The 22998-nt window shown below is 68.9% G+C and carries 23 protein-coding genes and 1 pseudogene; 16 read left to right on the forward strand and 8 right to left on the reverse strand.

The features are described from left to right. The gene (locus tag ACRSBM_RS08035) at positions 1-432 is read right to left on the reverse strand and encodes a cupin domain-containing protein (protein ID WP_434441286.1); all 432 of its coding nucleotides are present in this window, start codon (positions 430-432) and stop codon (positions 1-3) included. After that, entirely contained in the window at positions 429-1913 is a 1485-nt protein-coding gene (locus ACRSBM_RS08040; protein ID WP_434441288.1) for a diguanylate cyclase domain-containing protein, read from the reverse strand. Before ACRSBM_RS08040 ends, ACRSBM_RS08035 begins: the two co-directional genes overlap by 4 nt. A gap of 137 nt (positions 1914-2050) precedes the next feature. Here ACRSBM_RS08040 and ruvC point away from each other — a divergent pair, with 137 nt between their 5' ends. From ruvC to ACRSBM_RS08075, 7 genes are all read left to right on the forward strand, one after another. Beyond that, on the forward strand, positions 2051-2620 hold the full coding sequence (gene ruvC, locus ACRSBM_RS08045) for a crossover junction endodeoxyribonuclease RuvC (RefSeq protein WP_434441290.1): 570 nt from the start codon (positions 2051-2053) through the stop codon (positions 2618-2620). A gap of 106 nt (positions 2621-2726) precedes the next feature. Next, positions 2727-3308 (forward strand): Holliday junction branch migration protein RuvA, encoded by a 582-nt coding sequence (gene ruvA / locus ACRSBM_RS08050; protein ID WP_434441293.1) that lies wholly within the window; start codon positions 2727-2729, stop codon positions 3306-3308. Further along, positions 3305-4318 (forward strand): Holliday junction branch migration DNA helicase RuvB, encoded by a 1014-nt coding sequence (ruvB, locus tag ACRSBM_RS08055; protein ID WP_434441296.1) that lies wholly within the window; start codon positions 3305-3307, stop codon positions 4316-4318. The genes ruvA and ruvB overlap by 4 nt, the downstream gene beginning before the upstream one ends. A 72-nt stretch (positions 4319-4390) precedes the next feature. Continuing rightward, a complete protein-coding gene (gene yajC, locus ACRSBM_RS08060; RefSeq protein ID WP_434441299.1) occupies positions 4391-4768 on the forward strand; it encodes a preprotein translocase subunit YajC in 378 nt (125 codons plus the stop codon). A 129-nt stretch (positions 4769-4897) separates the two neighbouring features. Beyond that, the gene (gene secD / locus ACRSBM_RS08065; protein ID WP_434441302.1) at positions 4898-6685 is read left to right on the forward strand and encodes a protein translocase subunit SecD; all 1788 of its coding nucleotides are present in this window, start codon (positions 4898-4900) and stop codon (positions 6683-6685) included. A gap of 1 nt (position 6686) precedes the next feature. Then, on the forward strand, positions 6687-7841 hold the full coding sequence (gene secF, locus ACRSBM_RS08070; protein ID WP_434441305.1) for a protein translocase subunit SecF: 1155 nt from the start codon (positions 6687-6689) through the stop codon (positions 7839-7841). A gap of 23 nt (positions 7842-7864) precedes the next feature. Next, the gene (locus ACRSBM_RS08075; RefSeq protein ID WP_434441308.1) at positions 7865-8356 is read left to right on the forward strand and encodes an adenine phosphoribosyltransferase; all 492 of its coding nucleotides are present in this window, start codon (positions 7865-7867) and stop codon (positions 8354-8356) included. A gap of 46 nt (positions 8357-8402) precedes the next feature. Here the strand turns inward: ACRSBM_RS08075 and ACRSBM_RS08080 are convergent, their stop codons facing one another. From ACRSBM_RS08080 to ACRSBM_RS08090, 3 genes are all read right to left on the reverse strand, one after another. After that, complete coding sequence (locus tag ACRSBM_RS08080; RefSeq protein WP_434441309.1) at positions 8403-8684, reverse strand: hypothetical protein; 282 nt, start codon at positions 8682-8684, stop codon at positions 8403-8405. 51 nt (positions 8685-8735) lie between these two features. After that, the gene (locus ACRSBM_RS08085; protein WP_434441312.1) at positions 8736-9074 is read right to left on the reverse strand and encodes a hypothetical protein; all 339 of its coding nucleotides are present in this window, start codon (positions 9072-9074) and stop codon (positions 8736-8738) included. Positions 9075-9180: 106 nt separating this feature from the next. Continuing rightward, on the reverse strand, positions 9181-9456 hold the full coding sequence (locus ACRSBM_RS08090) for a hypothetical protein (protein WP_434441314.1): 276 nt from the start codon (positions 9454-9456) through the stop codon (positions 9181-9183). A gap of 384 nt (positions 9457-9840) precedes the next feature. On the opposite strand from ACRSBM_RS08090, the gene ACRSBM_RS08095 reads away from it, so the two are divergent. The 4 genes from ACRSBM_RS08095 to ACRSBM_RS08110 all read left to right on the forward strand — a co-directional run bounded on the left by ACRSBM_RS08095 (position 9841) and on the right by ACRSBM_RS08110 (position 14547). Further along, the gene (locus ACRSBM_RS08095; protein ID WP_434441317.1) at positions 9841-11061 is read left to right on the forward strand and encodes a DUF222 domain-containing protein; all 1221 of its coding nucleotides are present in this window, start codon (positions 9841-9843) and stop codon (positions 11059-11061) included. Positions 11062-11133: 72 nt separating this feature from the next. Further along, positions 11134-11988: a helix-turn-helix domain-containing protein gene (locus ACRSBM_RS08100; RefSeq protein ID WP_434441320.1), complete on the forward strand. Its 855-nt coding sequence runs from the start codon at positions 11134-11136 to the stop codon at positions 11986-11988. After that, on the forward strand, positions 11963-12139 hold the full coding sequence (locus ACRSBM_RS08105) for a DUF397 domain-containing protein (RefSeq protein ID WP_434441322.1): 177 nt from the start codon (positions 11963-11965) through the stop codon (positions 12137-12139). The genes ACRSBM_RS08100 and ACRSBM_RS08105 overlap by 26 nt, the downstream gene beginning before the upstream one ends. A gap of 122 nt (positions 12140-12261) precedes the next feature. Further along, a complete protein-coding gene (locus ACRSBM_RS08110) occupies positions 12262-14547 on the forward strand; it encodes a RelA/SpoT family protein (protein ID WP_434441325.1) in 2286 nt (761 codons plus the stop codon). 78 nt (positions 14548-14625) lie between these two features. On the opposite strand, the gene ACRSBM_RS08115 is transcribed toward ACRSBM_RS08110, so the two are convergent. Further along, entirely contained in the window at positions 14626-15483 is an 858-nt protein-coding gene (locus ACRSBM_RS08115) for a peptidylprolyl isomerase (RefSeq protein WP_434441328.1), read from the reverse strand. A gap of 114 nt (positions 15484-15597) precedes the next feature. Here ACRSBM_RS08115 and ACRSBM_RS08120 point away from each other — a divergent pair, with 114 nt between their 5' ends. The 3 genes and pseudogenes from ACRSBM_RS08120 to ACRSBM_RS08130 all read left to right on the forward strand — a co-directional run bounded on the left by ACRSBM_RS08120 (position 15598) and on the right by ACRSBM_RS08130 (position 18319). Further along, entirely contained in the window at positions 15598-16308 is a 711-nt protein-coding gene (locus tag ACRSBM_RS08120) for an MBL fold metallo-hydrolase (protein WP_434441331.1), read from the forward strand. Between the two features lie 5 nt (positions 16309-16313). Further along, positions 16314-17564 (forward strand): annotated as a pseudogene (gene hisS / locus ACRSBM_RS08125) (histidine--tRNA ligase); the annotation flags it as partial. 95 nt (positions 17565-17659) lie between these two features. Next, positions 17660-18319, forward strand: coding sequence for a hypothetical protein (locus tag ACRSBM_RS08130; protein ID WP_434441333.1), 660 nt, complete (start codon positions 17660-17662; stop codon positions 18317-18319). Between the two features lie 10 nt (positions 18320-18329). Here the strand turns inward: ACRSBM_RS08130 and ACRSBM_RS08135 are convergent, their stop codons facing one another. Further along, a complete protein-coding gene (locus tag ACRSBM_RS08135) occupies positions 18330-19166 on the reverse strand; it encodes a spermidine synthase (protein WP_434441335.1) in 837 nt (278 codons plus the stop codon). Between the two features lie 46 nt (positions 19167-19212). Here ACRSBM_RS08135 and ACRSBM_RS08140 point away from each other — a divergent pair, with 46 nt between their 5' ends. Then, positions 19213-19566 (forward strand): DUF1304 domain-containing protein, encoded by a 354-nt coding sequence (locus ACRSBM_RS08140; RefSeq protein ID WP_434441340.1) that lies wholly within the window; start codon positions 19213-19215, stop codon positions 19564-19566. Here the strand turns inward: ACRSBM_RS08140 and ACRSBM_RS08145 are convergent. Further along, positions 19487-20887, reverse strand: coding sequence for a YibE/F family protein (locus ACRSBM_RS08145; RefSeq protein ID WP_434441342.1), 1401 nt, complete (start codon positions 20885-20887; stop codon positions 19487-19489). The genes ACRSBM_RS08140 and ACRSBM_RS08145 overlap by 80 nt on opposite strands. Positions 20888-21013: 126 nt before the next feature. On the opposite strand from ACRSBM_RS08145, the gene ACRSBM_RS08150 reads away from it, so the two are divergent. After that, positions 21014-22990, forward strand: coding sequence for an intein-containing Rv2578c family radical SAM protein (locus ACRSBM_RS08150; protein WP_434441345.1), 1977 nt, complete (start codon positions 21014-21016; stop codon positions 22988-22990). Positions 22991-22998 lie beyond the last annotated feature (8 nt).

The following is a 22998-nucleotide window of genomic DNA, read 5'->3' on the forward strand; positions in this document are numbered from 1 at the left end:
CTAGAAGCGGCACAAATGTCTGATCGCCGCCGCGTGAGAGGGATAACGCGCGCACAGGTCGTCCGCATGCCCGAACTCCACGATGTCGTCGGTGTACGGCGGCACCACCACCGTGCCGACCAACGACCAGTCACCGGCCGGAGTGCTGCCCTGCCACACGCCCGCGGGCACCACGACCTGCGGGTTGGACGCGCTCAGCACGGGCTCGGACACCGAACCGTCCGGGTGCAGCAGCAGCATCCGCAACGGCGACCCGGCGTGGAAGTGGTAGATCTCCAGGTGCTTCAGCACGTGCATCCCGGAGAAGTCGGGACGCCGCAACAGGTACGCGATCGCGGACACCTCATCGGACCGGTGCGTCTGCGCGAAGTACCCGCCCTCGACGGGAAGCTCCTGCATGCCCAGCGAGGAAATCAACTGCTCAGGGGTCACGTCATCTCCGGAAGCGGGGAACCGTGCACGACGACCATGCCCTTGCCGAGCCGCTTCGCCGTGTACATCGCGGCGTCCGCGGCTCCCAGCACGTCGTCGGCGCTGATCGATGGGTCGTACGAGAACCGTTGCGCCACACCGATGCTGGCGTGCACCCGGTGCACCCGGCCCAGCACCTCGTGCGGCTGCGCCAGCGCCGTGAGCAGCCGTGACCCGATCTCCTCGGCGTCGCCGCCGTCGACCAGCACGCCGAACTCGTCACCGCCGAGCCGCGCCACCACGTCCTCGGGCCGGACGCTGTGCTCCAGCCGTGCGGCGACGTTGCGCAGCACGATGTCGCCCTCGGCGTGCCCGTTGTTGTCGTTGACGGCCTTGAACCCGTCCACGTCGATGAACAGGAGGATCAACGGCGCCACGCGGTCAGGAACGGCGAGCGCGCGCTCCAGCCGTTCGCGGAACAACGAGCGGTTCGCCACGCCCGTCAACGGGTCGTGCGTCGCCTCGTGCCGTAGCTGCTCGCGAGAGACGCGTAGCTGGTCCATCAGACGGACGTTGTCCATCATCGTGAGCAGCTGACGCACGATCACGAGACACACGACCGCGAGCCCGACGTAGATCTCGACCGGGTTCAGTCGCCCGCCGGTCGCGGTGTTCCACAGGACGAAGAGACCGGTGATCGCGAGCGGCAGGTACGGCACCAGCAGGTGCAGCAGGTCGGCCACGCGCATCCGGCCGGGCGTGGGGTCGAGGTTGCGGGCCGGGGCCAGCGCGCTGAGCAGGAAGAACGCCGGGCACAGCATGAAGCCGATGTCCGCGGTCGCCGGGATCGCCGTGCTGCCCTGCGAGATGAGGAACGCGAACACCCAGCCCGACGACGACTGCGCGATACCGGCCAGTGCCACGAAGACCATCGGCCACTGGCGCACGGCGTGATGGGTCCACGACATCACGACGATCGTCACGAGCAGCACGAGGTACGCGGCGGGATGCGCCACCACCGTGGCGAAACCGGGACCCTCGGTGGCCCACGTCCTGGTCAGCGACTCCAGCGCGGACACCCACGTCAGCACGAACAGCGAGCCGATCACGATCAACCCGTCGAGCACGACGACGGTACGGCTGCGGTAGTTCGGCAGCAGGTCGTCGGCCCGGCGCTGCTGCGCCTTCACGACCACCGCGGCCAGGCAGAGGACCGGCACCATCGTGAACCCGAGCGGCGCGATCGTCGACGAGGGCAGTTGCACGCCCATGATCTGCTGGCCCCAGATCCACGCGGACAACCCGACGGTCAGGCTGATCATCGCCGCCGTCATCCAGCGGTCGCGTTTGCGCGCGTAGGCGATCAGGGCCGCGACGGCGAAGAGGAGCTGCACGACCTTGTCGATCGCGATGCCGACGTCGCGGGGCGCGGCGAGGACGGCGAGGATCGTGAGGGTCATGAAGGCGCCGACGCACCCCGCGACGACCCAGAACCTCTTCACCCGTTACTCCCGTGATCGAAACCCGACCACCGTAGTGACGGCGGAGTGACCTTGTCGAACCGTGTCGGTGCCCGTCCCCGTTCGGGGTACCGGATATGGTTCGAACTGTTGTTCGTTCGGCGATCCGGGGAGCTGTTGTGCGGGTGTTCGGGGTCGACCCCGGTCTGACCAGGTGCGGCTTCGGCGTCGTCGACGGCGGGCCGGGCCGGGTCGTGCGCGCCGTGGCCGTCGATGTCCTGCGCACGCCCGTTGACGCTCCGCTGTCCGTGCGGTTGCACGAGCTGTACGACGGTGTTTGTGTGTGGCTGGACCGTTACGAACCTCAGGTCGTCGCCATCGAACGCGTCTTCGCCCAGCACAACGTCCGCACCGCGATGGGAGTCGCGCAGGCGTCGGGCGTCGTGGCACTGGCCGCCGCGCAACGCGACCTGCCCGTCGAGTTCCACACGCCGTCCGAGGTGAAGGCCGCCGTCACTGGCTCGGGCCGCGCGGACAAGGCGCAGGTGACCGCGATGGTGACCAAGCTGCTCGGCCTCAAGGTGGCGCCGAAGCCGGCCGACGCGGCGGACGCCCTGGCGCTCGCCATCTGCCACCACTGGCGCGCGCCGATGCGGTCGCGCCTGGAGGAGGCGCAGGTCCGCGCCGCCGAACTCGCCCGCGTGCACAAGGCCAAGCTGGCCGAGGCGGCGCGGCGGAGCGGGTCATGACGGTTTCAGTGCTCGCCGAAATTGTCGGTGCCGGCTGGAAGAATGAAATCAAGGGGTCCCCTTCGCGAGGGGACGCCTGCGTGAGCGTGAAGTCCGGAGGAACCAGGTGATCTCGTCACTGCGCGGCCAGGTGCAGCACGTCGGCCTCGACCACGCCGTCGTCGAGGTGGGCGGCGTCGGGTTCGCCGTCCAGGCCACCCCCACCACCCTCGCGAGCCTGCGCCGCGGCGAGGAGACCACGCTCGCCACCACCCTGATCGTCCGCGAGGACAGCCTCACCCTGTTCGGGTTCGCCGACGCCGAGGCCCGCGAGCTCTTCGGCCTGCTCCAGACGGTCAGCGGCATCGGCCCGCGGATCGCACTGGCCACCCTCGCCGTCCTCGAACCGGACAAGCTCCGCCACGCGCTCGCCGAAGGCAACATCACGGTGCTGACCCAGGTCCCGGGCATCGGCAAGAAGGGCGCCGAACGCCTGATCATCGAGCTGCGGGACAAGGTCGGTCAGCTCCCCACGCCCACGACGCCCGCGCACAGCAAGACGCGCGACCACGTCGTCGAAGCGCTCCTCGGCCTCGGCTTCCCGGCCAAGGCGGCGGAGCAGACGGTCGACGGCGTCCTCGCGGACAACCCGGAGCAGTCGACGCCCGCCGTCCTGCGCCGTGCGCTCGCGACCCTGGGGCGCAAGTGACCGAGGACGAGCTCAGCCCGTACGTCGCCCCGGCCGAGCGCGACGTCGAGACCACGCTGCGCCCGCGCGACCTGCACGAGTTCGTCGGTCAGCAACGGGTCCGCGAACAGCTCGAACTCGTGCTCCAGGGCGCCATGCGCCGGGGCACGGCACCGGACCACGTCCTGCTCAGCGGCCCTCCCGGCCTCGGCAAGACCTCGCTGGCCATGATCATCGCGAAGGAGCTCGAGAGCGCCATCCGCATCACCAGCGGCCCGGCCCTGGAACGCGCGGGCGACCTCGCCGCGATGCTGTCCAACCTGGTCGAGGGCGACGTCCTGTTCATCGACGAGATCCACCGCATGGCGAGGCCGGCGGAGGAGATGCTCTACCTCGCGATGGAGGACTTCCGCGTCGACGTCGTGGTCGGCAAGGGCCCGGGGGCGACCAGCATCCCGCTCGACATCGCCCCGTTCACGCTGGTCGGGGCCACGACGAGGTCCGGCGCGCTCACCGGGCCGCTCCGGGACCGCTTCGGCTTCACCGGCCACATGGAGTTCTACAGCGCCGACGAGCTCGACCTCATCGTGAAGCGCAGCGCCAAGATCCTCGGCGTCGACCTGCACGAGGACGGCGCGCTCGAGATCGCCGGACGCAGCAGGGGCACGCCCAGGATCGCGAACCGGCTGCTGCGCCGGGTCAGGGACTTCGCCGAGGTCAGGGCCGACGGCAGGGTCACCCAGGAGATCGCCAAACAGGCGCTCGAGGTCTACGACGTCGACGAGCTCGGCCTCGACCGGCTCGACCGCGCGGTGCTGAGTGCGCTGGTCAAGAGCTTCAACGGGGGCCCGGTCGGGGTGTCCACGCTCGCGGTCGCGGTCGGTGAGGAACCGACCACCGTGGAAGAGGTGTGCGAACCGTATTTGGTGCGGGCTGGCATGCTGGCCAGGACACCGCGCGGCCGAGTGGCGACGCCCGCCGCGTGGCACCACCTGGGGCTCGAACCGCCCGCCGGTGATCAACTGTGGTGACCTGGCACAATCGGTGAAAGCACCTGGACATATCGGACGTGCGTCGAGGCATGTCCACTTGATCGGAGAATGATGGACCTTACGTCTTTGATGTTCCCGTTGCTGCTGGTGCTGCTGGCGGTGCCGCTGTTCCTCAGCGCACGCAAGCAGAAGCGTGCGATGGCCGAGCAGCAGCAGCTGCAGAGCTCGCTCGCCCCCGGCGACAAGGTGATGACGACCTCGGGTCTCTACGGCACCGTCGCCGACGCGAGCCACGACACCACCATCGACATCGAGATCTCCGAGGGTGTCGTCACGCGGTGGCTGCGCGCCGCCATCCGCGAGAAGGTCGAGGAGAAGACCTCTGACCTGGACGAGGTCATCGCGAAGGAGGACGACGAGGTCGAGGCCGAGGCCGAGCCGACGACCGCGAAGGTCGCCGAGCCCCTCGACCACAACGCCAAGAAGTAACCAACACGTTCGTGACACCTGGGGTTGGCAACTGTGAACACCGCCAACTCCAGGTAGTGACGCGCAGCTCACGCGGCGCGCGTTACGCTGCGCGCTCGGAAACCATCGCTACTAGGAGACGGACGGATCGTGGCACCTCCGGCCGGGCAAATTCGCCCTGCGAAGTATTTGGCGAGTTTTGTCCTCATCGTGGTCGCGCTCTACGCCCTGGTGTTCCTCACCGGGAACGGTTCGGCCAAACCCAAGCTCGGAATCGACCTCCAGGGCGGCACGCTCGTCACCCTGACAGCTCGGCAGGAAGACGGCGCACAGCCGAGCGAGGAAGCGCTCAACCGCGCACGTGACCTCATCGAGGTCCGCGTGAACGGTCTCGGCGTCTCCGGTGCCGAGGTCGTGCGGGACGGCAACAACCTGGTGATCACGGTCCCGGGTGCGGACAGCGAAGGCGCGAAGGGCCTCGGCCAGACCGCTCGCCTCGCGTTCCGCAAGGTCATCGGCCAGCCGGTTCCGGCAGCCGCCGCCCCGACCCCGACGCAGCCGTCGTCGAGCACCGCGCCGTCGAGCAGCGCGAGCACGCCGCCGTCCGCGAGCGCGGGCAGCCCGCCGCCGTCGAGTGGTGCTCCGCAGGGCCGCCCCGCGCCGAACCTGGCCGCGCAGCCGTCCAGCACGCCGCCGCCGAGCAGCACCGCCCCGTCCTCCTCCAGCGCTCCGACCTCCACGCCCGCCCCCTCCAACGTCGACCCGAAGGTCGCGAAGGAGATCCAGGAGGCCAAGGCGATGCGTCAGAGCACGGACCCGCAGGTCCTGCAGCAGGCCGCGCTCATGCTGGACTGCACGCAGCCCGACCCGCTGCGCGGCAACGACGACCTCGACAAGCCGCTCGTCACCTGTGACGAGAAGGGCGAGTTCAAGTACACGCTGGCTCCGGTCAACCCTCCCAAGGAGGACACCGAGACCAAGCCGGACGACTACACGAACTACTCCCGCCTGACCGGTGAGGACATCAACAACGCCGTCGCGAACAGCAACCCGAACGGCACCGGTTACGTCGTCAACCTCGACTTCAAGTCCGAGGGCGGCAGCAAGTGGGCCAAGTTCACCTCGGCCAACGTCCAGCAGGCCGTCGCGGTCGTGCTCGACGGCGAGGTCATGTCCGCCCCGACCATCCAGTCGGCCATCGAGGGCGGCTCGACCGAGATCAGCGGCAAGTTCACGCTGGCGGAGGCCCAGAACCTCGCGAACACGCTGAAGTACGGCGCGCTGCCGCTGTCCTTCGACTCGTCCGAGGCGCAGACGATCTCCCCGACGCTCGGCCTGCAGTCGCTCAAGGCGAGTCTGATCGCCGGCGGCATCGGCCTCGCGCTGGTCTTCGTCTACTGCATGTTCTACTATCGCCTGCTGGGCATCCTGACGATCCTGTCGCTGGCCCTGTCCGGCGTGATCATCTTCGCGTTCCTGGTGCTGCTGGGCCGCCTGATCGGGTTCACGCTCGACCTCGCCGGCATCGCCGGATTCATCGTCGCCATCGGTATCACGGCCGACTCGTTCATCGTCTTCTTCGAACGACTGAAAGACGAGGTGCGTGAAGGCCGTTCGTTCCGTTCGGCTGTCCCGCGCGCGTGGGTCCGTTCCCGCCGCACGATCCTCTCGGCCGACGCGGTCAGCTTCATCGCCGCCGCCGTGCTGTACGTGATCGCGGTCGGCCAGGTGAAGGGCTTCGCGTTCACGCTGGGCATGTCGACCGTCCTCGACCTCGTGGTCGTGTTCCTCGTGACGCACCCGCTGGTCGCGATGGCGTCGAAGTCGAAGTTCCTGTCCAACCCGAGCCTGTCCGGCCTGGGTGGTGCCGCCCGCGAGGGTGCTGCTCACCGCGTCGCCTCGACCGGCAAGACCACCGCCGCCGTGAAGGAGGCCTGACATGGGCAGCGTGTTCTCGCGCCTCTACGTGGGCAACGGCGCGTTCGACATCGTCGGCAAGCGCACCCGCTGGTACATCATCTCGGGCATCATCCTGCTGGTCTGCATCGGCTCGATGGTGTTCAAGGGCTTCAACCTCGGTATCGACTTCGAGGGCGGCACGAAGATCTCGTTGCCGTCGGTCTCGGCCAGTGGCCAGCCCATCACGACCGGCGCCGTCGAGGACGCGTACGCGAAGGCCCTGCCCGGCAAGAAGCCGAACGCCGTGCAGTCCGTCGGCTCCGGTGCCAGCGCGTCGATCCAGCTCAAGTCGCCCGCCCTGAACATCCAGGAGGTCGCGACCCTCAAGACCACCCTGGCGCAGGACACCAACCCGCAGGGCGGCCAGACGGCGATCTCCGACAGCGCCGTCTCCGCGTCCTGGGGTGGTGAGATCAGCGGCAAGGCCCTGTGGGCCCTGTTCTGGTTCTTCATCGCGGTGACGCTGTTCCTGGCGTTCTACTTCGAGTGGCGGATGGCCGTCGGCGCGCTCGTCGCCGTCTTCCACGACGTCATCATCACCGCGGGCGTGTACTCGCTCATCGGCTTCGAGGTGACGCCGGCGACGGTGATCGGCCTGCTCACGATCCTCGGCTTCTCCCTGTACGACACGGTCGTCGTGTTCGACAAGGTCAAGGAGAACACCCGAGGCCTGCTGGGCCTGACCCGCCGCACCTACGCCGAGGCGTCCAACCTGGCGCTGAACCAGACGCTGATGCGCTCGATCAACACCTCGCTGGTCGCGCTGCTGCCGGTCCTCGGCCTGCTGGTCGTCGGCGTAGGCATCCTGGGCGTGGGCACCCTGCAGGACCTGGCGCTCGTACTGCTCGTCGGTATGTTCATCGGCGCCCTGTCCTCGATCTTCATCGCCACCCCGGTGCTGGTGGACCTGAAGATGCGCGACCCGAAGTACATCGCGCAGGCCAAGCGCGTGGCCGCCCGCCGCGCCAAGGCCTCCGGTCCCCAGGTCGCCGAGGGCATCGAGTCGGTAGACGAGGACGCGCTCGCCGCGGACCTGCGCAAGGAAGAGGCGTTCGCCGCCGCCGCGTCGGTGCCCCACCGCACCGCCAAGGCAGGCGACGTCCGCCGCCGCCCGACCGGAAAGCGCCAGCGTTGAAATTGGATCGTGCTCTGGGACTGATGCGTGAGGTCCCGGACTTCCCCCAGCCGGGGGTCGTCTTCCGGGACTTCACGCCGGTCCTCGCCGACCCGGACGCCCTGCGCGCCGTGGTCGACGCCCTTCAGGACAAGATCGACGACAGCACCCAGGTGATCGCCGCCATCGAGTCGCGCGGCTTCCTCCTGGGCGCTGCCCTGGGCTACGGCTGGCGCTACGGCGTCGTGCCGCTGCGCAAGCCGGGCAAGCTCCCGGTCGTCGCCGACTCCGTCTCGTACGACCTGGAGTACGGCACCGCGTCCCTGGAACTGCCCGCGGACGCGATCCAGCCCGGCCAGCGCGTCGTGGTGGTCGACGACGTCCTGGCGACCGGCGGGACCGCGGAGGCCGCGTGCACGCTGGTCGAACGGGCCGGCGGCATCGTGACCGGCGTGTCCGTGGTGCTGGAGATCGCCGCCCTGGGCGGACGTTCCCGGCTGGCCGGACGTGAAGTCAGCGCGCTGCTGGCCGTGTAGGAGATCGTGCTGAGGGACCGGCCTGGTGCCGGTCCCTTTCGCATGTTCAGCCCGTCACGGGAACGACGAACCGGTAGGCGACCACGACGGTGATCGCCCACAGGAAGTGGAAGATCGGCAGGCCCAGCAGGACCAGGCGCCAGGCCTTCATCTCGCCGTGCCCGACCCGCATCAACGCCGCCGAGGCGCCGAGCCAGGGCACCACCCCGAGCGCCGCCGTGCGCACCGCCTCGTCGCCGCCGCTGGTCACGAGGTTGAGCAGGACGATCGCGACGTACCAGACGCCCGCGAACGCCAGGCAGTGCCAGACGGGTCGATGTTCGTGCACGCTTCCCCCAGACCTCCACGATCGCGCAGATCATGTCAGGCCGGTGGGGGATCAGCCGACCAGGAACCCGTACACCCGGCTCAGCGCGCCCATGACGCCCTGGAGCAGCACCCACACCACGACGAAGACCGGCAGCACCACGATGATCACCACCCACGGCTGCAGGCGTACCCTCATCAGGACCAGCCACGTGACGACGGTCGTCGGCGCCCAGTGGAGCAAGCCGATCAGCAGCGCGACGAGCAGTTCGGTCACGCCCAGGCCGGAGCCGAGCGCGGCGACATGAGCCACTGTGAACGCGGCGTACCAGACCGCGGCGGCCGCCGCGCAGTGCGTGAACGGAGTCCCTTTTCTGCTGGGCTGTCCCGGCTGTGGCGGAGCAGGAAACATGCGGTTCCCCCAGACCTGGCGCCTCACGTGCTCACATCGAGTGAGCAAGCATGTCAGCCCCGTGGGCTCGTGCGCACCGCTTTCGGCACAGAACGTGACGAAGACGTCAGGCGGCCGGCGGCGGCGCCACGAAGGCGGCGCCGACGCTGACGAACACGAGCGTGACCAGCGAGGCCGGGGCCGTCACCACGGCGATCTCCCACAGCTGCGGCCGGTCGGCGCGGCGCAGCAGCAGCCAGCTGATCGAGGTCGCGAACACCCAGCCGACGGTCGAGCCGATGATCGACCGCGGATCGATGTAGCTCGGGTCGTCGAGCGCGAGGTACGCCATCGTGCCGAGCCACACGAAGGTCATCGCGGCGCACCAGAGAAGTGTCCTCACGCCGGCGAGTGTGTCAGGCGTGCGCCCGCGCCGGCCCGGCACAGGCCCTCCTTCGCCGGAGGCTGGTTTGGTGCGTGCGGTCCTTCGTGGGTGTGCCGATCCGGCCCGCGTGCTCCTTCGTCGGGGCGTGAGGCGTTCCCGCACATGCCCTTCTTTGCCGGTCGTGCACCGGAACGAATCTCCTTCTTCCATTTCTTGTGCGGTGGCGGCGTGTGGTTCGTATACCTTTTTCTCCGCGTTAGGTGCGTGCGCGGCTGTTAGTGGTTGCGTTGCGTCTAGGGCGTTGCGCACTAACGGCACTATCGCCAGCTGGCTAGTCGCTTCACCCAAACGTGTACCCGCTGACCTGCTGTTTAGTCGCGATCCTGCGGTATTGTCGAACGCATGAGCGAACCGGACTTCCGTCTCCTGTCGACCGACGAACTGCTGAGTGCAGTCGTCGGAGACGTGGCGGAAATTCGCGTTCTGGAGAATTCGGTGATGCAGAAGATCGCCGAACTGGAACGGCGTGGCGCCGCAAGCGAGTTGGGCTACCGGAATGTGGCGCACGTGTTGCGTCACGCCGTCCGGTGGGATCTGCGGACCGCGCGGCAGTGGGTCGCTCGCGCCGAGGTGCTCACGCGTGAGGTCACGCCGTCCGGTGCGGTGCTGGAGCCGAGCTTGCCGGCCACCGCCGAGGCGGTGGCGGAGGGCGCGCTCTCCGGCGAGCACATCTCGGCGGTGGCCGAGGTGATGCAGGACCTTCCGCCCGAGGCCGAACAGCCGGTCGTGGAGTTCGCCAGGCAGCACGAGCCCGCCGCGGTGCGCTCGTTCGGCAAGGAACTGGCCTACCGCCTCCACCAGCGCGACGCGGAGCCGCGCGAGGCCGAGCAGAAGCCGCCGGTCAACCGCCTGCGCATGGAGTGGAAGGGCGACCAGCTGGAGGTGTCCGCCAGGCTGGACAAGATCACCGGCGCGAAGTTCGAGGCGATGATCGACCCGCTGGCCAAACCCCGCCCCACCACGCCCGAGGAAGGCCCGGACCCGCGCACGCGCGCCGAGCGCGAGGGCGACGCCTTCGCCGACCTGATCGACCTCATGCTGCGCGCCGACCGCCTGCCAGAACACGGCGGCGAGCCGGTCACGCTGACCCTCACGATGGCCTACCAGGACCTGGCCGAGCAGACCGGCTTCGCCACCCTGGACACCCGCGAACGCATCCCCGCCACCCTCGTGCGCCGCCTGGCCTGCAACGCCGGAGTCATCCCGGTGGTACTGGGCGGCCGCTCCGAACAGACGAACATCGGCCGCAAGACCAGGACCTTCCCGGCGTCGATCCGCCGCCTCCTGGTCGCCAGGGACCAGGGTTGTTCGTTCCCGGGCTGCGACCGCCCGCCCAAACACTGCGACGCCCACCACCTGCGGTTCTGGTCCCAAGGCGGCGAGACCTCGGTGGACAACGCTGCCCTGCTGTGCCGCCACCACCACACCTTGATCCACCAAAGCGACTGGGAGGTAAAGCTCCGCGATGGCACCCCGACGTTCATCCCGCCTGCCTGGCTCGACCCCGCCCGCACCCCGAGAACGAACACCACACCGCACGGCCCCCAACGCCTCACCGCCTGATGCGCTGCGCGCGACCGGTTTCACCCCAAAGAGCTGGTTCGTGGAGGAGGGTCAATGCCTACCGTCGGACGAATGACTGCGATCACCTCCACCGCCTACAGCCGCGACCTGGGCGACGAACTGCGCCGGCTCCGCGAGAAGTTCACCGGGCTGACGGGCTTCGCCTTCGCCGAACAACTCGGCTGGGACCCGAGCAAGGTCTCCAACATCGAGAACGGCAAGGCGCGTGCGAGCGAGATCGACCTGGTGCAGTACCTGATGATGTGCGGCAGGGACAGCGTCTTCTTCGAGTCGTTCCGCGACCGCTACCGCTACGCCTTCGACCCGTACGTGGTGACGGTGCCGGACAACCTGCGCACCCTCGCGCTGGCCGAGGCGCAGGCGAAACGCATCACCAGCTTCGACGGCTTGACCATGCCCGGTCTCGCTCAGACGCCTGAGTACGCACGGGCATTGCTCACCGAGGGAGGCAACGAGGCGTCGGAGAACATCGAGAAGTTCGTTCAGCTGCGCGTCGATCGTCAGGCGATCATGCGGCGCCCGAACAGGCCGGAATGCACCTTTTACGTGCATGAGCTCGCATTGAGGATGCGCGTGGGCAACGCTCAGGTGATGGAGGAGCAGTACCTGCGTCTGCTCTTCGAGACCCACTGCCTGCGCATCGTGCCCATTTCGGCCGGGATCGCCATCGCGATGAGGTCAGCCCGGCGGTTGTTCAGCTTCGAGAAGCTGGTGCCGGTCGCCTACAGCGAGACCGACGTGGCGCAGGTGTTCGCGCATGACGGCAAAGCGATCGCGAGCAGCCGCGAGTTCTTCAAGTGGTTGGATTCCCTCGCGTTGGATGAGGGACAATCACGGAGCATGCTGGCGGACTACGTCAGCGGACTCCGAGAGGACCTCCATGACGCTCGACCGGAGCTGGCGTAAGAGCAGCTACAGCGGCAGCACGGACAGCGGCACATGTATCGAGGTGTCACTGGCCCACGACGCTCTGGTGCGTGACTCGAAGGCGACTCGGGGTGACGTTCTCGCCTTCTCGTTCGCCGCCTGGCGGGCGTTCGTGGTGAGCGTCGCCTGATCGGCTCAGCGGAAGTTTGGGTGGCGTTCACCGTGTGAGCTGCGCCGCTCACCGCGCCATCGGAAGTTTCGTCAGCGTAAACGCGTTATCCTCGGTACTCGCGAGACCCGAGGAGCGTGGGGTTGAGTCAAGACACCGAACCCGCTGCGACGGTTGTTCAACCGTCGGCTACCCGGCGTGTGCGCGCCCGCCTCGCGCGGCGCATCACTGCCCAACGTGCGGCCCCGGTGAAGCAGGTCCTCGAACCTCTCGCCGCTGCGCACTACGACCTCCATCCCAAGGCCGATCTGGCGCTTCTGCAGCACGCATATGACGTCGCCGAGGAGAAGCACCGCCCGCAGCGCCGCAAGTCGGGCGACCCGTACATCACCCACCCGCTCGCCGTGGCGACGATCCTCGCCGAGCTGGGCATGGACACCACGACGCTGGTGGCCGCGCTGCTGCACGACACCGTGGAAGACACCGACTACTCGCTGGGCCAGCTCAAGGAAGACTTCGGTGAGGAAGTCGCCCGGCTGGTCGACGGCGTGACGAAGCTCGACAAGGTCAAGCTGGGGGCAGCGGCCGAGGCGGAGACCATCCGCAAGATGGTCATCGCGATGGCGAAGGATCCGCGGGTTCTCGTCATCAAGCTCGCCGACCGGTTGCACAACATGCGCACGATGCGGTTCCTGCCGCCGGAGAAGCAGGCCCGCAAGGCCCGCGAGACGCTCGAGGTGCTCGCGCCGCTGGCCCACCGGCTGGGCATGGCGACGGTCAAGTGGGAGCTGGAGGACCTCGCGTTCGCGATCCTGCAGCCGAAGAAGTACGACGAGATCGTCCGCCTGGTCGCGAAGCGCGCGCCGAGTCGCGACACGTACCTGCGGTCCGTCGTCGACGAGCTGAACACGCAGCTCGAGAGCGCACGGATCGTCGCGAAGGTCGAGGGGCGGCCGAAGCACTACTACTCGATCAACCAGAAGATGATCGTCCGCGGCCGGGACTTCGACGACATCCACGACCTGGTGGGTGTCCGGATCCTCGTGGACGAGGTGCGCGACTGCTACGCGGCCATGGGCGTCGTTCATGCCGCCTGGCAGCCGATGCCCGGCCGGTTCAAGGACTACATCGCGCAGCCGCGGTTCGGCGTCTACCAGTCGCTGCACACGACCGTGATCGGTCCGGACGGCAAGCCCCTCGAGGTGCAGATCCGCACGCAGGACATGCACCAGCGGGCGGAGTACGGCATCGCCGCACACTGGCGCTACAAGGAGACCAAGGGCACGCACAACGGCAAGTCCGTCGAGATCGACGAGATGGCGTGGATGCGCCAGCTCCTCGACTGGCAGCGGGAAGCCGCGGACCCCGGTGAGTTCCTGGAGGGCCTGCGCTGGGACCTCGCCGCGCGCGAGATCTTCGTGTTCACCCCCAAGGGTGACGTCGAGACGCTGCCGACGGGCTCCACGCCGGTCGACTTCGCCTACTCCGTGCACACCGAGGTGGGTCACCGCTGCATCGGTGCCCGCGTGAACGGTCGCCTGGTCGCTCTCGAACGCAAGCTCGAGAACGGCGAGGTCGTCGAGATCTTCACCTCCAAGGCGGAGGGCGCGGGCCCGTCCCGCGACTGGCTGAGCTTCGTCGCGTCCCCGCGCGCCAAGGCGAAGATCAAGCAGTGGTTCGCCAAGGAGCGCAAGGAAGAGGCGATCGAGCAGGGCAAGGACGCGATCACCAAGGAGGTCCGCCGCGTCGGGCTTCCCATCCAGCGCCTGGTCAGCGTCGACTCGATGCAGGCCCTCGCGAAGGAACTGCACTACCCGGACATGAGCGCGCTGTACGCCGCGGTGGGCGAGGGCCACACGAGTGCCCGCCACGTCGTGCAACGGCTCGTCGCGCAGCTCGGCGGTGTCGACCACGCCGAGGAGGAGCTGGCCGACCGCGCCACCCCGTCCACGGTCACCCGGCGCCGTCCCACCGGCGACGCGGGCGTGATCGTCAAGGACGCGGGCGACGTCTGGGTGAAGCTCGCCCGCTGCTGCACCCCGGTGCCGGGCGACGACATCCTCGGCTTCGTCACGCGTGGCGGTGGTGTGTCGGTGCACCGCACCGACTGCACGAACGCGGAGGAGCTGCTGAAGTCCCCGGAACGTCTCCTCGACGTCGAGTGGGCGCCGTCGTCCTCCAGCGTCTTCCTGGTCGCCATCCAGGTGGAGGCGCTCGACCGGCACCGGCTGCTCTCGGACGTCACGAAGGTGCTGGCCGACGAGCGGGTGAACATCCTGTCGGCGTCGGTGACGACGTCGCGCGACAGGGTGGCCGTCAGCCGGTTCTCGTTCGAGATGGGCGACCCGAAGCACCTCGGCCACGTCCTGAAGGCCGTGCGCGGCATTGAGGGCGTCTACGACGTGTACCGCGTGACGTCGGCGTCCTAGCGGCCGGGTAGCAACCCCGCAGACGCCGAACAGCCCCCGGAACCGCACTGGTTCCGGGGGCTGTTTCGTGGTGCGGAGTTAGTTCGCGACCAGCGCCGACTTGATGTCGACCGGGGTCTTCGGCTTGCCGTCGCCCTGGCCAGGCTGCTGCGAGATCGTGCCGGTCTTCGCGACCTCGTCGATCTTCTTCAGCGACTCCTCGTCGACCGTGCCGAACACCGAGTACTTCGCCTGCAGGTTCGCGCCGTCGCCGTAGACGATGAAGAACTGCGAGCCGTTGGTGTCCGGGCCCGAGTTCGCCATGGCGAGCACGCCGCGGCCGTAGGTGAGCTCCGGGTAGATCTCGTCCTTGAACGAGTAGCCGGGGCCGCCCATGCCGTTGCCGCCGGGGTCGCCGCACTGCAGGACCTGGATGCCGGTCACCACGAGGCGGTGGCAGGTCGTGTTGTCGAAGTACTTCTGCTTCGCCAGCTCCACGAAGTTGTTCACCGTGCACGGCGCGAGGGAGCGGTCCAGGTTGAACTTCAGGTCGCCGATCGAGGTACCGAGCGTGACGCCGACCGTGCCGGTGGCGGGCTGCTCGCCGTTCGCGGGCGGCGTGTTCTCCTTGGCCGCCGGCTCCTGGCCCTTCGTGTATTCACAGTTCACCTTCTCCGGCAGCGCGGTCGGGCGCTTCGGGATCTGGTGCAGCGCGGTGGGGATGTTCTCCGCCTTGTCCACCGACTCCTGGGTAGGAGTCTCCGACGCGGCGGCGTCGCCATTGCCGAAGACGTCGTTGGTCGCGAGGAACCACACGCCACCTCCAACGAGCGCAACAACGACGACCGTCGACACGACGGCGATGATGCGACGCTTCTTGGCCCGCTCCTGGCGGTAGACCATCTGACGCTCAAGCTTGCGCTTGGCTGCCGCGCGTCGCTGCTCGTTGGTGGGCACGTGCTCCCTCCCCAGGGACTCATGCGAATAGGGCGGTCGGCTCGGCAGTCTAGGGCCTGGGCATATGAGCTTTGTGTGGTGGTTAGGCTGTGGTTGAACAGGGAGGTCATTTTCGTGCTCGTGATCGGGTTCCCCACTGGTGCGCTCCAGGCGAACTGCTTCGTCCTGGCGGCCGGTGAGGGCGAGCCCTGCGTGATCATCGACCCCGGTCAGGACGCGGTCGAGCCGGTCGAGCAGGCCCTGCGCAAGCACCGGCTCGCGCCCGTGGCGGTGCTGCTCACGCACGGGCACTTCGACCACACCTTCTCCGTCGCCCCGGTCTGCGACGGCAACGACATCCCCGCGTACATCCACCCGGACGACGTCGAGATGCTCGCCGACCCGCTGAAGGGCATCAGCCGCGAGTCGGCCGCGTTCTTCGGCGGCAACCTCGAGATGCGCGAGCCCTCGGAGGTCCGCGAGCTCACCGACGGCGCCGCGCTCGACCTCGCCGGGTTGCGGATCACCGTCGACCACACGCCGGGCCATACCGGCGGGTCGGTGATGTTCCGCTCCGGCGTGCAGGAAGGCGGTCGCCTGGTCATCTCGGGTGACACGCTCTTCGCCGGGTCGATCGGACGCACCGACCTGCCTGGCGGTGACCACACACGCATGCTGTCGTCTCTGCAGAACAAGGTCATGACCTTGCCCGACGACACGGTGGTGCTGCCCGGCCACGGCCCGACGACGACCATAGGCCGCGAACGCGCGACGAACCCCTACCTGCTCCAGTTGCAGGATGCCGTTCACGACAAGGGCGTGGCCGCCCCGCACCGAGGACTCTGAGAGACGTGTTTTCCGCACCCAAAGGCGTTCCCGACTACATCCCGCCGACGTCCGCCGCGTTCGCGCACGTCCGGTCGACGCTGACGCGTGCCGCCGAGCTGGCGGGCTACGGCTACATCGAGCTGCCGGTCTTCGAGGACACGGCGCTGTTCTCGCGCGGCGTCGGCGAGTCGACCGACGTCGTGACGAAGGAGATGTACACCTTCCTCGACCGCGGCGAGCGCTCGATCACCCTGCGTCCCGAGGGCACCGCGGGCGTGATCCGGGCCGTCATCGAGCACAGCCTCGACCGCGGCTCGCTGCCGGCGAAGCTCTACTACGCGGGCCAGTTCTTCCGCGCCGAGGCACCGCAGGCCGGCCGCTACCGGCAGTTCCACCAGGTCGGCATCGAGGCGGTCGGCATCGACGACCCGGCGCTCGACGCCGAGGTCATCGCGGTCGGTGACGCGGGGTTCCGCGCGATCGGCCTGACCGGCTACCGCCTGGAGCTCACGTCGCTGGGCGACGCGAACTGCCGTCCCGCGTACCGGGAGAAGCTGCAGGCGTTCCTGGCGAAGCTGCCGCTCGACGAGGCGACCCGTCAGCGTGCCGAGCTGAACCCGCTGCGGGTGCTCGACGACAAGCGCCCCGAGGTGCGCGAGATGGTCGCCGAGGCGCCGCTGATGGTGGACAACCTGTGCGACGAGTGCCGTGCGCACTACGAGCTCGTCAAGGGGTACTTGACCGAGCTGGGCGTGAAGTTCGTCGAGAATCCGCGCATGGTCCGCGGCCTCGACTACTACACGAAGACGACGTTCGAGTTCGTCCACGACGGCCTGGGCGCCCAGTCGGGCATCGGCGGCGGCGGTCGCTACGACGGCCTGATGGCGCGGCTCGGCGGCCAGGAGCTCTCCGGCGTCGGCTTCGGCCTCGGCGTCGACCGGGCGCTGCTCGCGGCGCAGGCCGAGGGCGTGCTGCCGGAGTTCAGCCGGGTCGACGTGATCGGCGTGCCGCTGGGCGAGGCCGCGCGGTCCCGGCTGGTCGCGATCGCCGGTGAGCTGCGCGCGGCGGGCATCCGCACGGACCTCGTGTACGGCGGCCGGTCGATGAAGGCGGGCTTCAAGGCCGCGGACAAGTCGGGCGCGAAGCTGGCGCTCGTGCTCGGTGAGCGCGACCTGGAGGCGGGCAACATCGGCATGAAGACCCTCGCGACCGGCGAGCAGGTCACGGTGGCGCTGGCGGACGTGGTCGAGGCGGTGCGCGACGGGCTGAAGCCGGCCGCGGCCGACCTCGTGGCCGCCGTGCCGGGCGGCGTCGAGGGACTGGCGTCGGATGCCGGAGCCGACGTGGCCGAGGCGGTGCGAGAGACCCCGTGAGCGACGACAAGCCCGTGAGCGACAAGCCGGTGAGTGACGACAAGCTCGTTCTCGACCTGCTGGACAAGGTGACGGTCCGCAAGCGGGCGCGCATGGTGGCGATCGGCGGCATCATGGTCGCCCTCGCCTTCGGCGCGATCGTGGGTCTGATCGGTGGCCGCTGGCCCGGCGTCATCGCCGGGCTGATCGTGTCGGTGCCGGTGATCCTGCTGGCGCTGTCCGAGGCGCGCCGCACGGTGTGGCTGGCGGGCACGACGGTCTACGTGCGGGCGTTCGGCACCCGCCAGGTCGACCTGGCCACGGCCAACGGGCTCGACCTGCTGGTGACCGACCTGCGCGGCGCGCGGACCGTGGGCCTGCTCGTGCGCGGTGGCAAGAAGGCGATCAACATCGCGCTGTCGATGTACTCGGGTGTCGGTGGCCGTGAGCTGGGCGTCTACCAGCTGCGGCGGCTCGCCGACGCCCTCGCGGCGCGTGGTGACACGCCCGGCCTGGTGTTCTCGGAGCTGCTCGTGGCCCAGCTGCGGGCCGAGGCCCGCGGGCTCGCCGCACCGGACCGTCCGCTGTTCCGGCTGGGATCGCTCGCACCGGCGGGGCGCATGGCGCAGAAGCTGCACCCGGAAGCCGTCTCGAAGTTCGTGACGTCGCTCGACTGAGTGGCTGGGCTCAGGTGCCCCAGAGGCCCGAGGGCGGCGCGGGGGACAGGATCGCGGTCGCGTCGGTGGTGACCGGCGCGCCGCCGATGAACTTCGTCAGCCCGGTGCCGTGCTCGACGCGGCCGGGGAACGGGTCTCCCGCCGTCGCCCGCGTCAGCTGCTGTAGCGGCAGGCCGTTGTGCGAGGCCATGATCACGAAGTTGCCGAACCGGCGGCCGCGGAACACACCCGGTTCGGCGAGCACGCACACGTGCTCGAAGACCTCGCGCACGGTCGCGCACTGGGCGCGGGCGAACTGCAGCCCGTTGCCGTCGCCGATGTTCGCCGCGTAGATCCCGTCCTCGGCCAGCGCCGCCGACGCCTGCCGCACGTACTCGACCGACGTCAGGTGCGCCGGTGTGCGGGCGCCGGCGAAGCAGTCGCTCACGATCAGGTCGAACGAGCCGGGCCGCGCCTTGACGAGCACGGCGCGCGCGTCGCCCGTCGTGATCCGCACGCGGGACGGCGGGGGGAGCTCGCGGCGGATGAACGCGATCAGCCCGGCGTCGATCTCGGCCACCTGTTGAGACGACCGAGGCAGTAGGGCGGCCACGTAGCGCGCTAGCGTGAGCGCTCCACCACCGAGGTGGAGGACACGTGAAGGCGCGGTGAGATCGACGATGTGACCCAGCCGCCGGACGTACTCGAACTCCAGATAGGCCGGGTCGTCCAGGTCCACATGCGACTGTGGGGTTCCGTTGACCCGCAACGTCCAGGAGTTCCGGCCACCGAGGTCGGGGACGAGCTCCGCGACGCCGGAGTCGACCGACTCGGTGATCGCCTCTGTGTCGGGCCGCTGTCTTCCCACCGCTCTATTGTCTCATCGTGTGTGTCAGCTCCGAGGAGGAACCTAAGTGCAGGTCGTCGCAGGCGTTCTGATCGCCCTCGTGGCGGTGATCCACCTCTACATCGTGGTGCTGGAGATGTTCCTCTGGACGACGCCGCGCGGCCAGAAGGCATTCGGCCTCACCCCTGAGTTCGCCCAGGAGTCCAAGGCGCTCGCGGCGAACCAGGGCCTCTACAACGGCTTCCTCGCCGCCGGTCTGATCTACGCGCTGATCCGCCAGGACTTCGGCGCGTCCGTGCTCTTCACGGTGTTCGTCATCGTCGCGGGCGTCTACGGCACGTTCACGGCGAGCCGGAAGATCTTCTTCGTGCAGGTGGTGCCGGGCTCTCTCGCGCTGCTCTTCGTGCTCCTGGCCGGCTAGGGCGCTCCCACGGCCCCTTGTCGGGGTCGTAGCCGGTGAAGAGGTCGCCCTCGATCCGCGTGGGCCGTGGTTGCACGGGCTTCGCGCGTTTGACGGTCTTCGTCTTGGGCTCGGGTTCCGGTTCCGGTTCCGGATCTGGTTCCGGGGCCGGCGCGGCGATCGGGGCGACCTCCTGGCGCACGGCGACGAGCGCGGCCAGCGCCGTTGTCAGCGGCACCGCCGCCACCAGACCGATGCTGCCGACGAGTGTGCGGACGATCTCCTGCGCGATCTGCTGGGCGGTCAGGATCTCGCCCATCGACCGCCCGGCCAGCGAGATCGCGAGCAGCAACGGCAGCGCCGCACCCGCGTAGGCCATGACGAGCGTGTTCACCACGGACGACATGTGGTCGCGCCCGATCCGCGAACCCGCCGCGTACAGCTCGCGCCACGTCAGCTTGTCGTTGGCCCGGCGCAGCTCCCACACCGCGCTGGTCTGCGTGACCGTCACGTCGTCGAGCACGCCCAGCGCGCCGATGAGCGTGCCCGCGAGCAGCAGGCCGCGGGTGTCGATGTCGGTGCCCAGCACGGTGACGAGGTTGATCGTGTCCTCGTCGAGCCCGGTCAGCCTGGACACCGCCGAGAACACCGCGCCCAGCGCGCCGATCAGCGCGAGGCTGACCAGCGTGCCGAGCACCGCGGTCGACGTTCGGGCGGAGATCCCGTGGGTCAGGTACAGCACCACGAACATGATCAGTCCGGCGCCGACCACCGCGACCAGCAGCGGGTTCTCCCCGGCCAGGATCGACGGCATGATGAACAGCGCCAGCACCACGAAACTCAGCAGCAACGCGCCGAGGGCCGCGAGGCCCTGCCATCGGCCGAGCAGCAGGACCGCGGCCGCGAACAGCAGCGCCAGCACGGCGAGCGACCAGCCGCGCTGGAAGTCGACGATCTGGTACGACTCGGCGGCCTGCGGCTGACTGCCCGCATAGGACAGCACCACCTCGTCGCCGATCTGGAAGTTCGGCGCTCCGGGGCCGCGCACGCTCGGGATGGTGATGCTCTGCCCGCTCGCGGCGCCGTCGGTCATCCGCACGGTCACCGCGACGCACCTCTCGCCGCAGTTCTCGGCCACGCCGGTGACGATGGCCTCGACCGGTATCTGGTGCAACCCGACGTCGGCGCCGGTCTTCTGCTCGTGCCCGAACGGGTAGAGCAGCGCCGCGCCGACGATGGTGGCCAGCGCCAAGGGCACCAGCAGCCACATCAGCAACGTGCGCACGCGCTCCGAGGCGGGTTCTTCTGGTTGCGCGTGGCTGTGCCCGTGACCGTGACCCACGCGCGACATCCTGCCTCATGAGGTGTTCGGCGGCCGTGGTGCGGGCACTCGACCACCTCGCGCACCTCGAACGGGTGACCCTGGCACGCCTTGACCGTCGTTCGAACATGTGTTCGAATCGAAGGTGTGCGATGGGACGGACAGAAACTCGAGGCAGAGCCGCAGCAGGCACTACCGGGGCTACCGGGACTGGTGCGCAGCGTACGAACTCCTGAGTTCGCGGACGTGGTGTTCCACGAGGTCCGCGCCAAATCCGTGCTCAACGGGGTACCGGGTTCGTCGCTGCCCTTCTCGTGGACCGTGAACCCGTACCGGGGTTGCTCACACGCCTGCACCTACTGCCTGGCCGGTGACACCCCGATCCTCATGGGCAACGGCCGCACCAAGCCGTTGTCCGAACTCCGGGAGGGCGATGAGATCTACGGCACCGAGCTCGTCGGCAACTACCGCCGCTACAAGCTCACGACCGTGCTCGCGCACTGGGAGACGCGCAAGAACGCGTACCGGGTGACGCTGGAGGACGGCACGTCCGTGGTCGCGTCCGGTGACCACCGGTTCCTGACCGATCGCGGGTGGAAGCACGTCACGGGGGACACGGCGGGAACCGGCCGCCGCCCGCACCTCACGACCGGCAACAAGCTGATGGGCACGGGGGCTTTCGTCGAGCAGCCCGCCGTGACCGACGACTACCGCCGCGGCTACCTGCGCGGCATGGTGGACGACGAGACCGAATTCCACATCCCCCTGGCCGACATCGAGGCCATGGAGCGCACACAGGAGTATCTCGACTACTTCGGTGTGCGGGAAGGGAGGGGATTTCTGTACCAGGTGCGCGAGCTCGCGCACTGGCAGATAGCCCCGAACCCCGACTGGCTCAAGGGATTCCTGGCCGGCGCGTTCGACTACCTCGGGACCTGCTCGCGCAGCATCCTGCGCCTGTCGACGCGCAACGCCACCGTTCTCGAAGCGATCTGCCTGGCGCTCAAGCACTTCCACTTCGACTTCGCGATCGAGGAGCTGCGCCGCCGCCGCGGCGTGCGGGTCGTGCGGTTGCGCGGCGGGCTGCGGGAGAACCTGCGCTTCTTCCACACCGTCGACCCGGCGATCACGCGCAAGCGCGACATCGACGGCGTGGCGATCAAGTCGCAGCAGCCGCTGGGTGTGGTGTCCGTGGAACCGCTGGGAGAGACGGCTTTGTACGACATCTCGACCGGCACCGGCGACTTCATCGCGAACGGAGTGGTGTCGCACAACTGCTTCGCGCGCAAGACGCATTCCTATTTGGACCTAGACACCGGCCGCGACTTCGACAACCAGCTGATCGTCAAGGTCAACGCGGGGGAGGTGCTGGCGCGTCAGCTGCGTGCTCCGAAGTGGAAGCAGGAGCACGTGGCGCTGGGCACCAACACCGACCCGTACCAGCGGGCGGAGGGGCGGTACGCCTTGATGCCAGGGATCATCGAGGCGCTGACCGCCTCCCGCACGCCCTTCTCGATCCTGACGAAGGGCACGCTGCTGGCACGTGATCTGCCGCTGCTGGCCGCGGCGGCGGAGGTCGTGCCGGTCGGGATCGCGGTGTCGCTCGCGTTGATGGACCGGGACCTGCACAAGTCGCTGGAGCCCGGCACGCCGACGCCCGCCGCCCGGCTCGACCTGGTGCGGAAGGTGCGGGAAGCCGGTTTGCCGTGCGGGGTGTTCGTGGCTCCGGTGTTGCCCGAGCTGACGGATTCCGTGGAGCAGCTGGACTTCCTGCTGGAGCAGATCGCGGCCGCCGGAGCCACCGGCGTGACCGTGCTGCCGCTGCACCTGCGTCCTGGTGCCCGGGAGTGGTTCGCCGCCTGGTTGCGCCGCGAACACCCGGACCTCATCGAGACGTACCGGTACCTGTACGGCAAGGGGTCCTATGTGGACAAGCGGTACCGCGCGCGGCTGACGGCGCGGGTGGTGCCGTTGATCGAGAAGCACGGACTGGCGCCGCGCGGCCGTTCCACCGACGCCGTCACCGGTGTGCCCGGTGACGACGACGGCGTGTGGCCCGATGGCAGCCTGCCGGTGGGTGTGCCGGCGCCGCGCGTGGACCAGGAACAGCTCACCTTGCTGTGACTTCGAGC

Source organism: Lentzea xerophila (assembly GCF_051094245.1).
GTDB lineage: Bacteria > Actinomycetota > Actinomycetes > Mycobacteriales > Pseudonocardiaceae > Lentzea > Lentzea xerophila.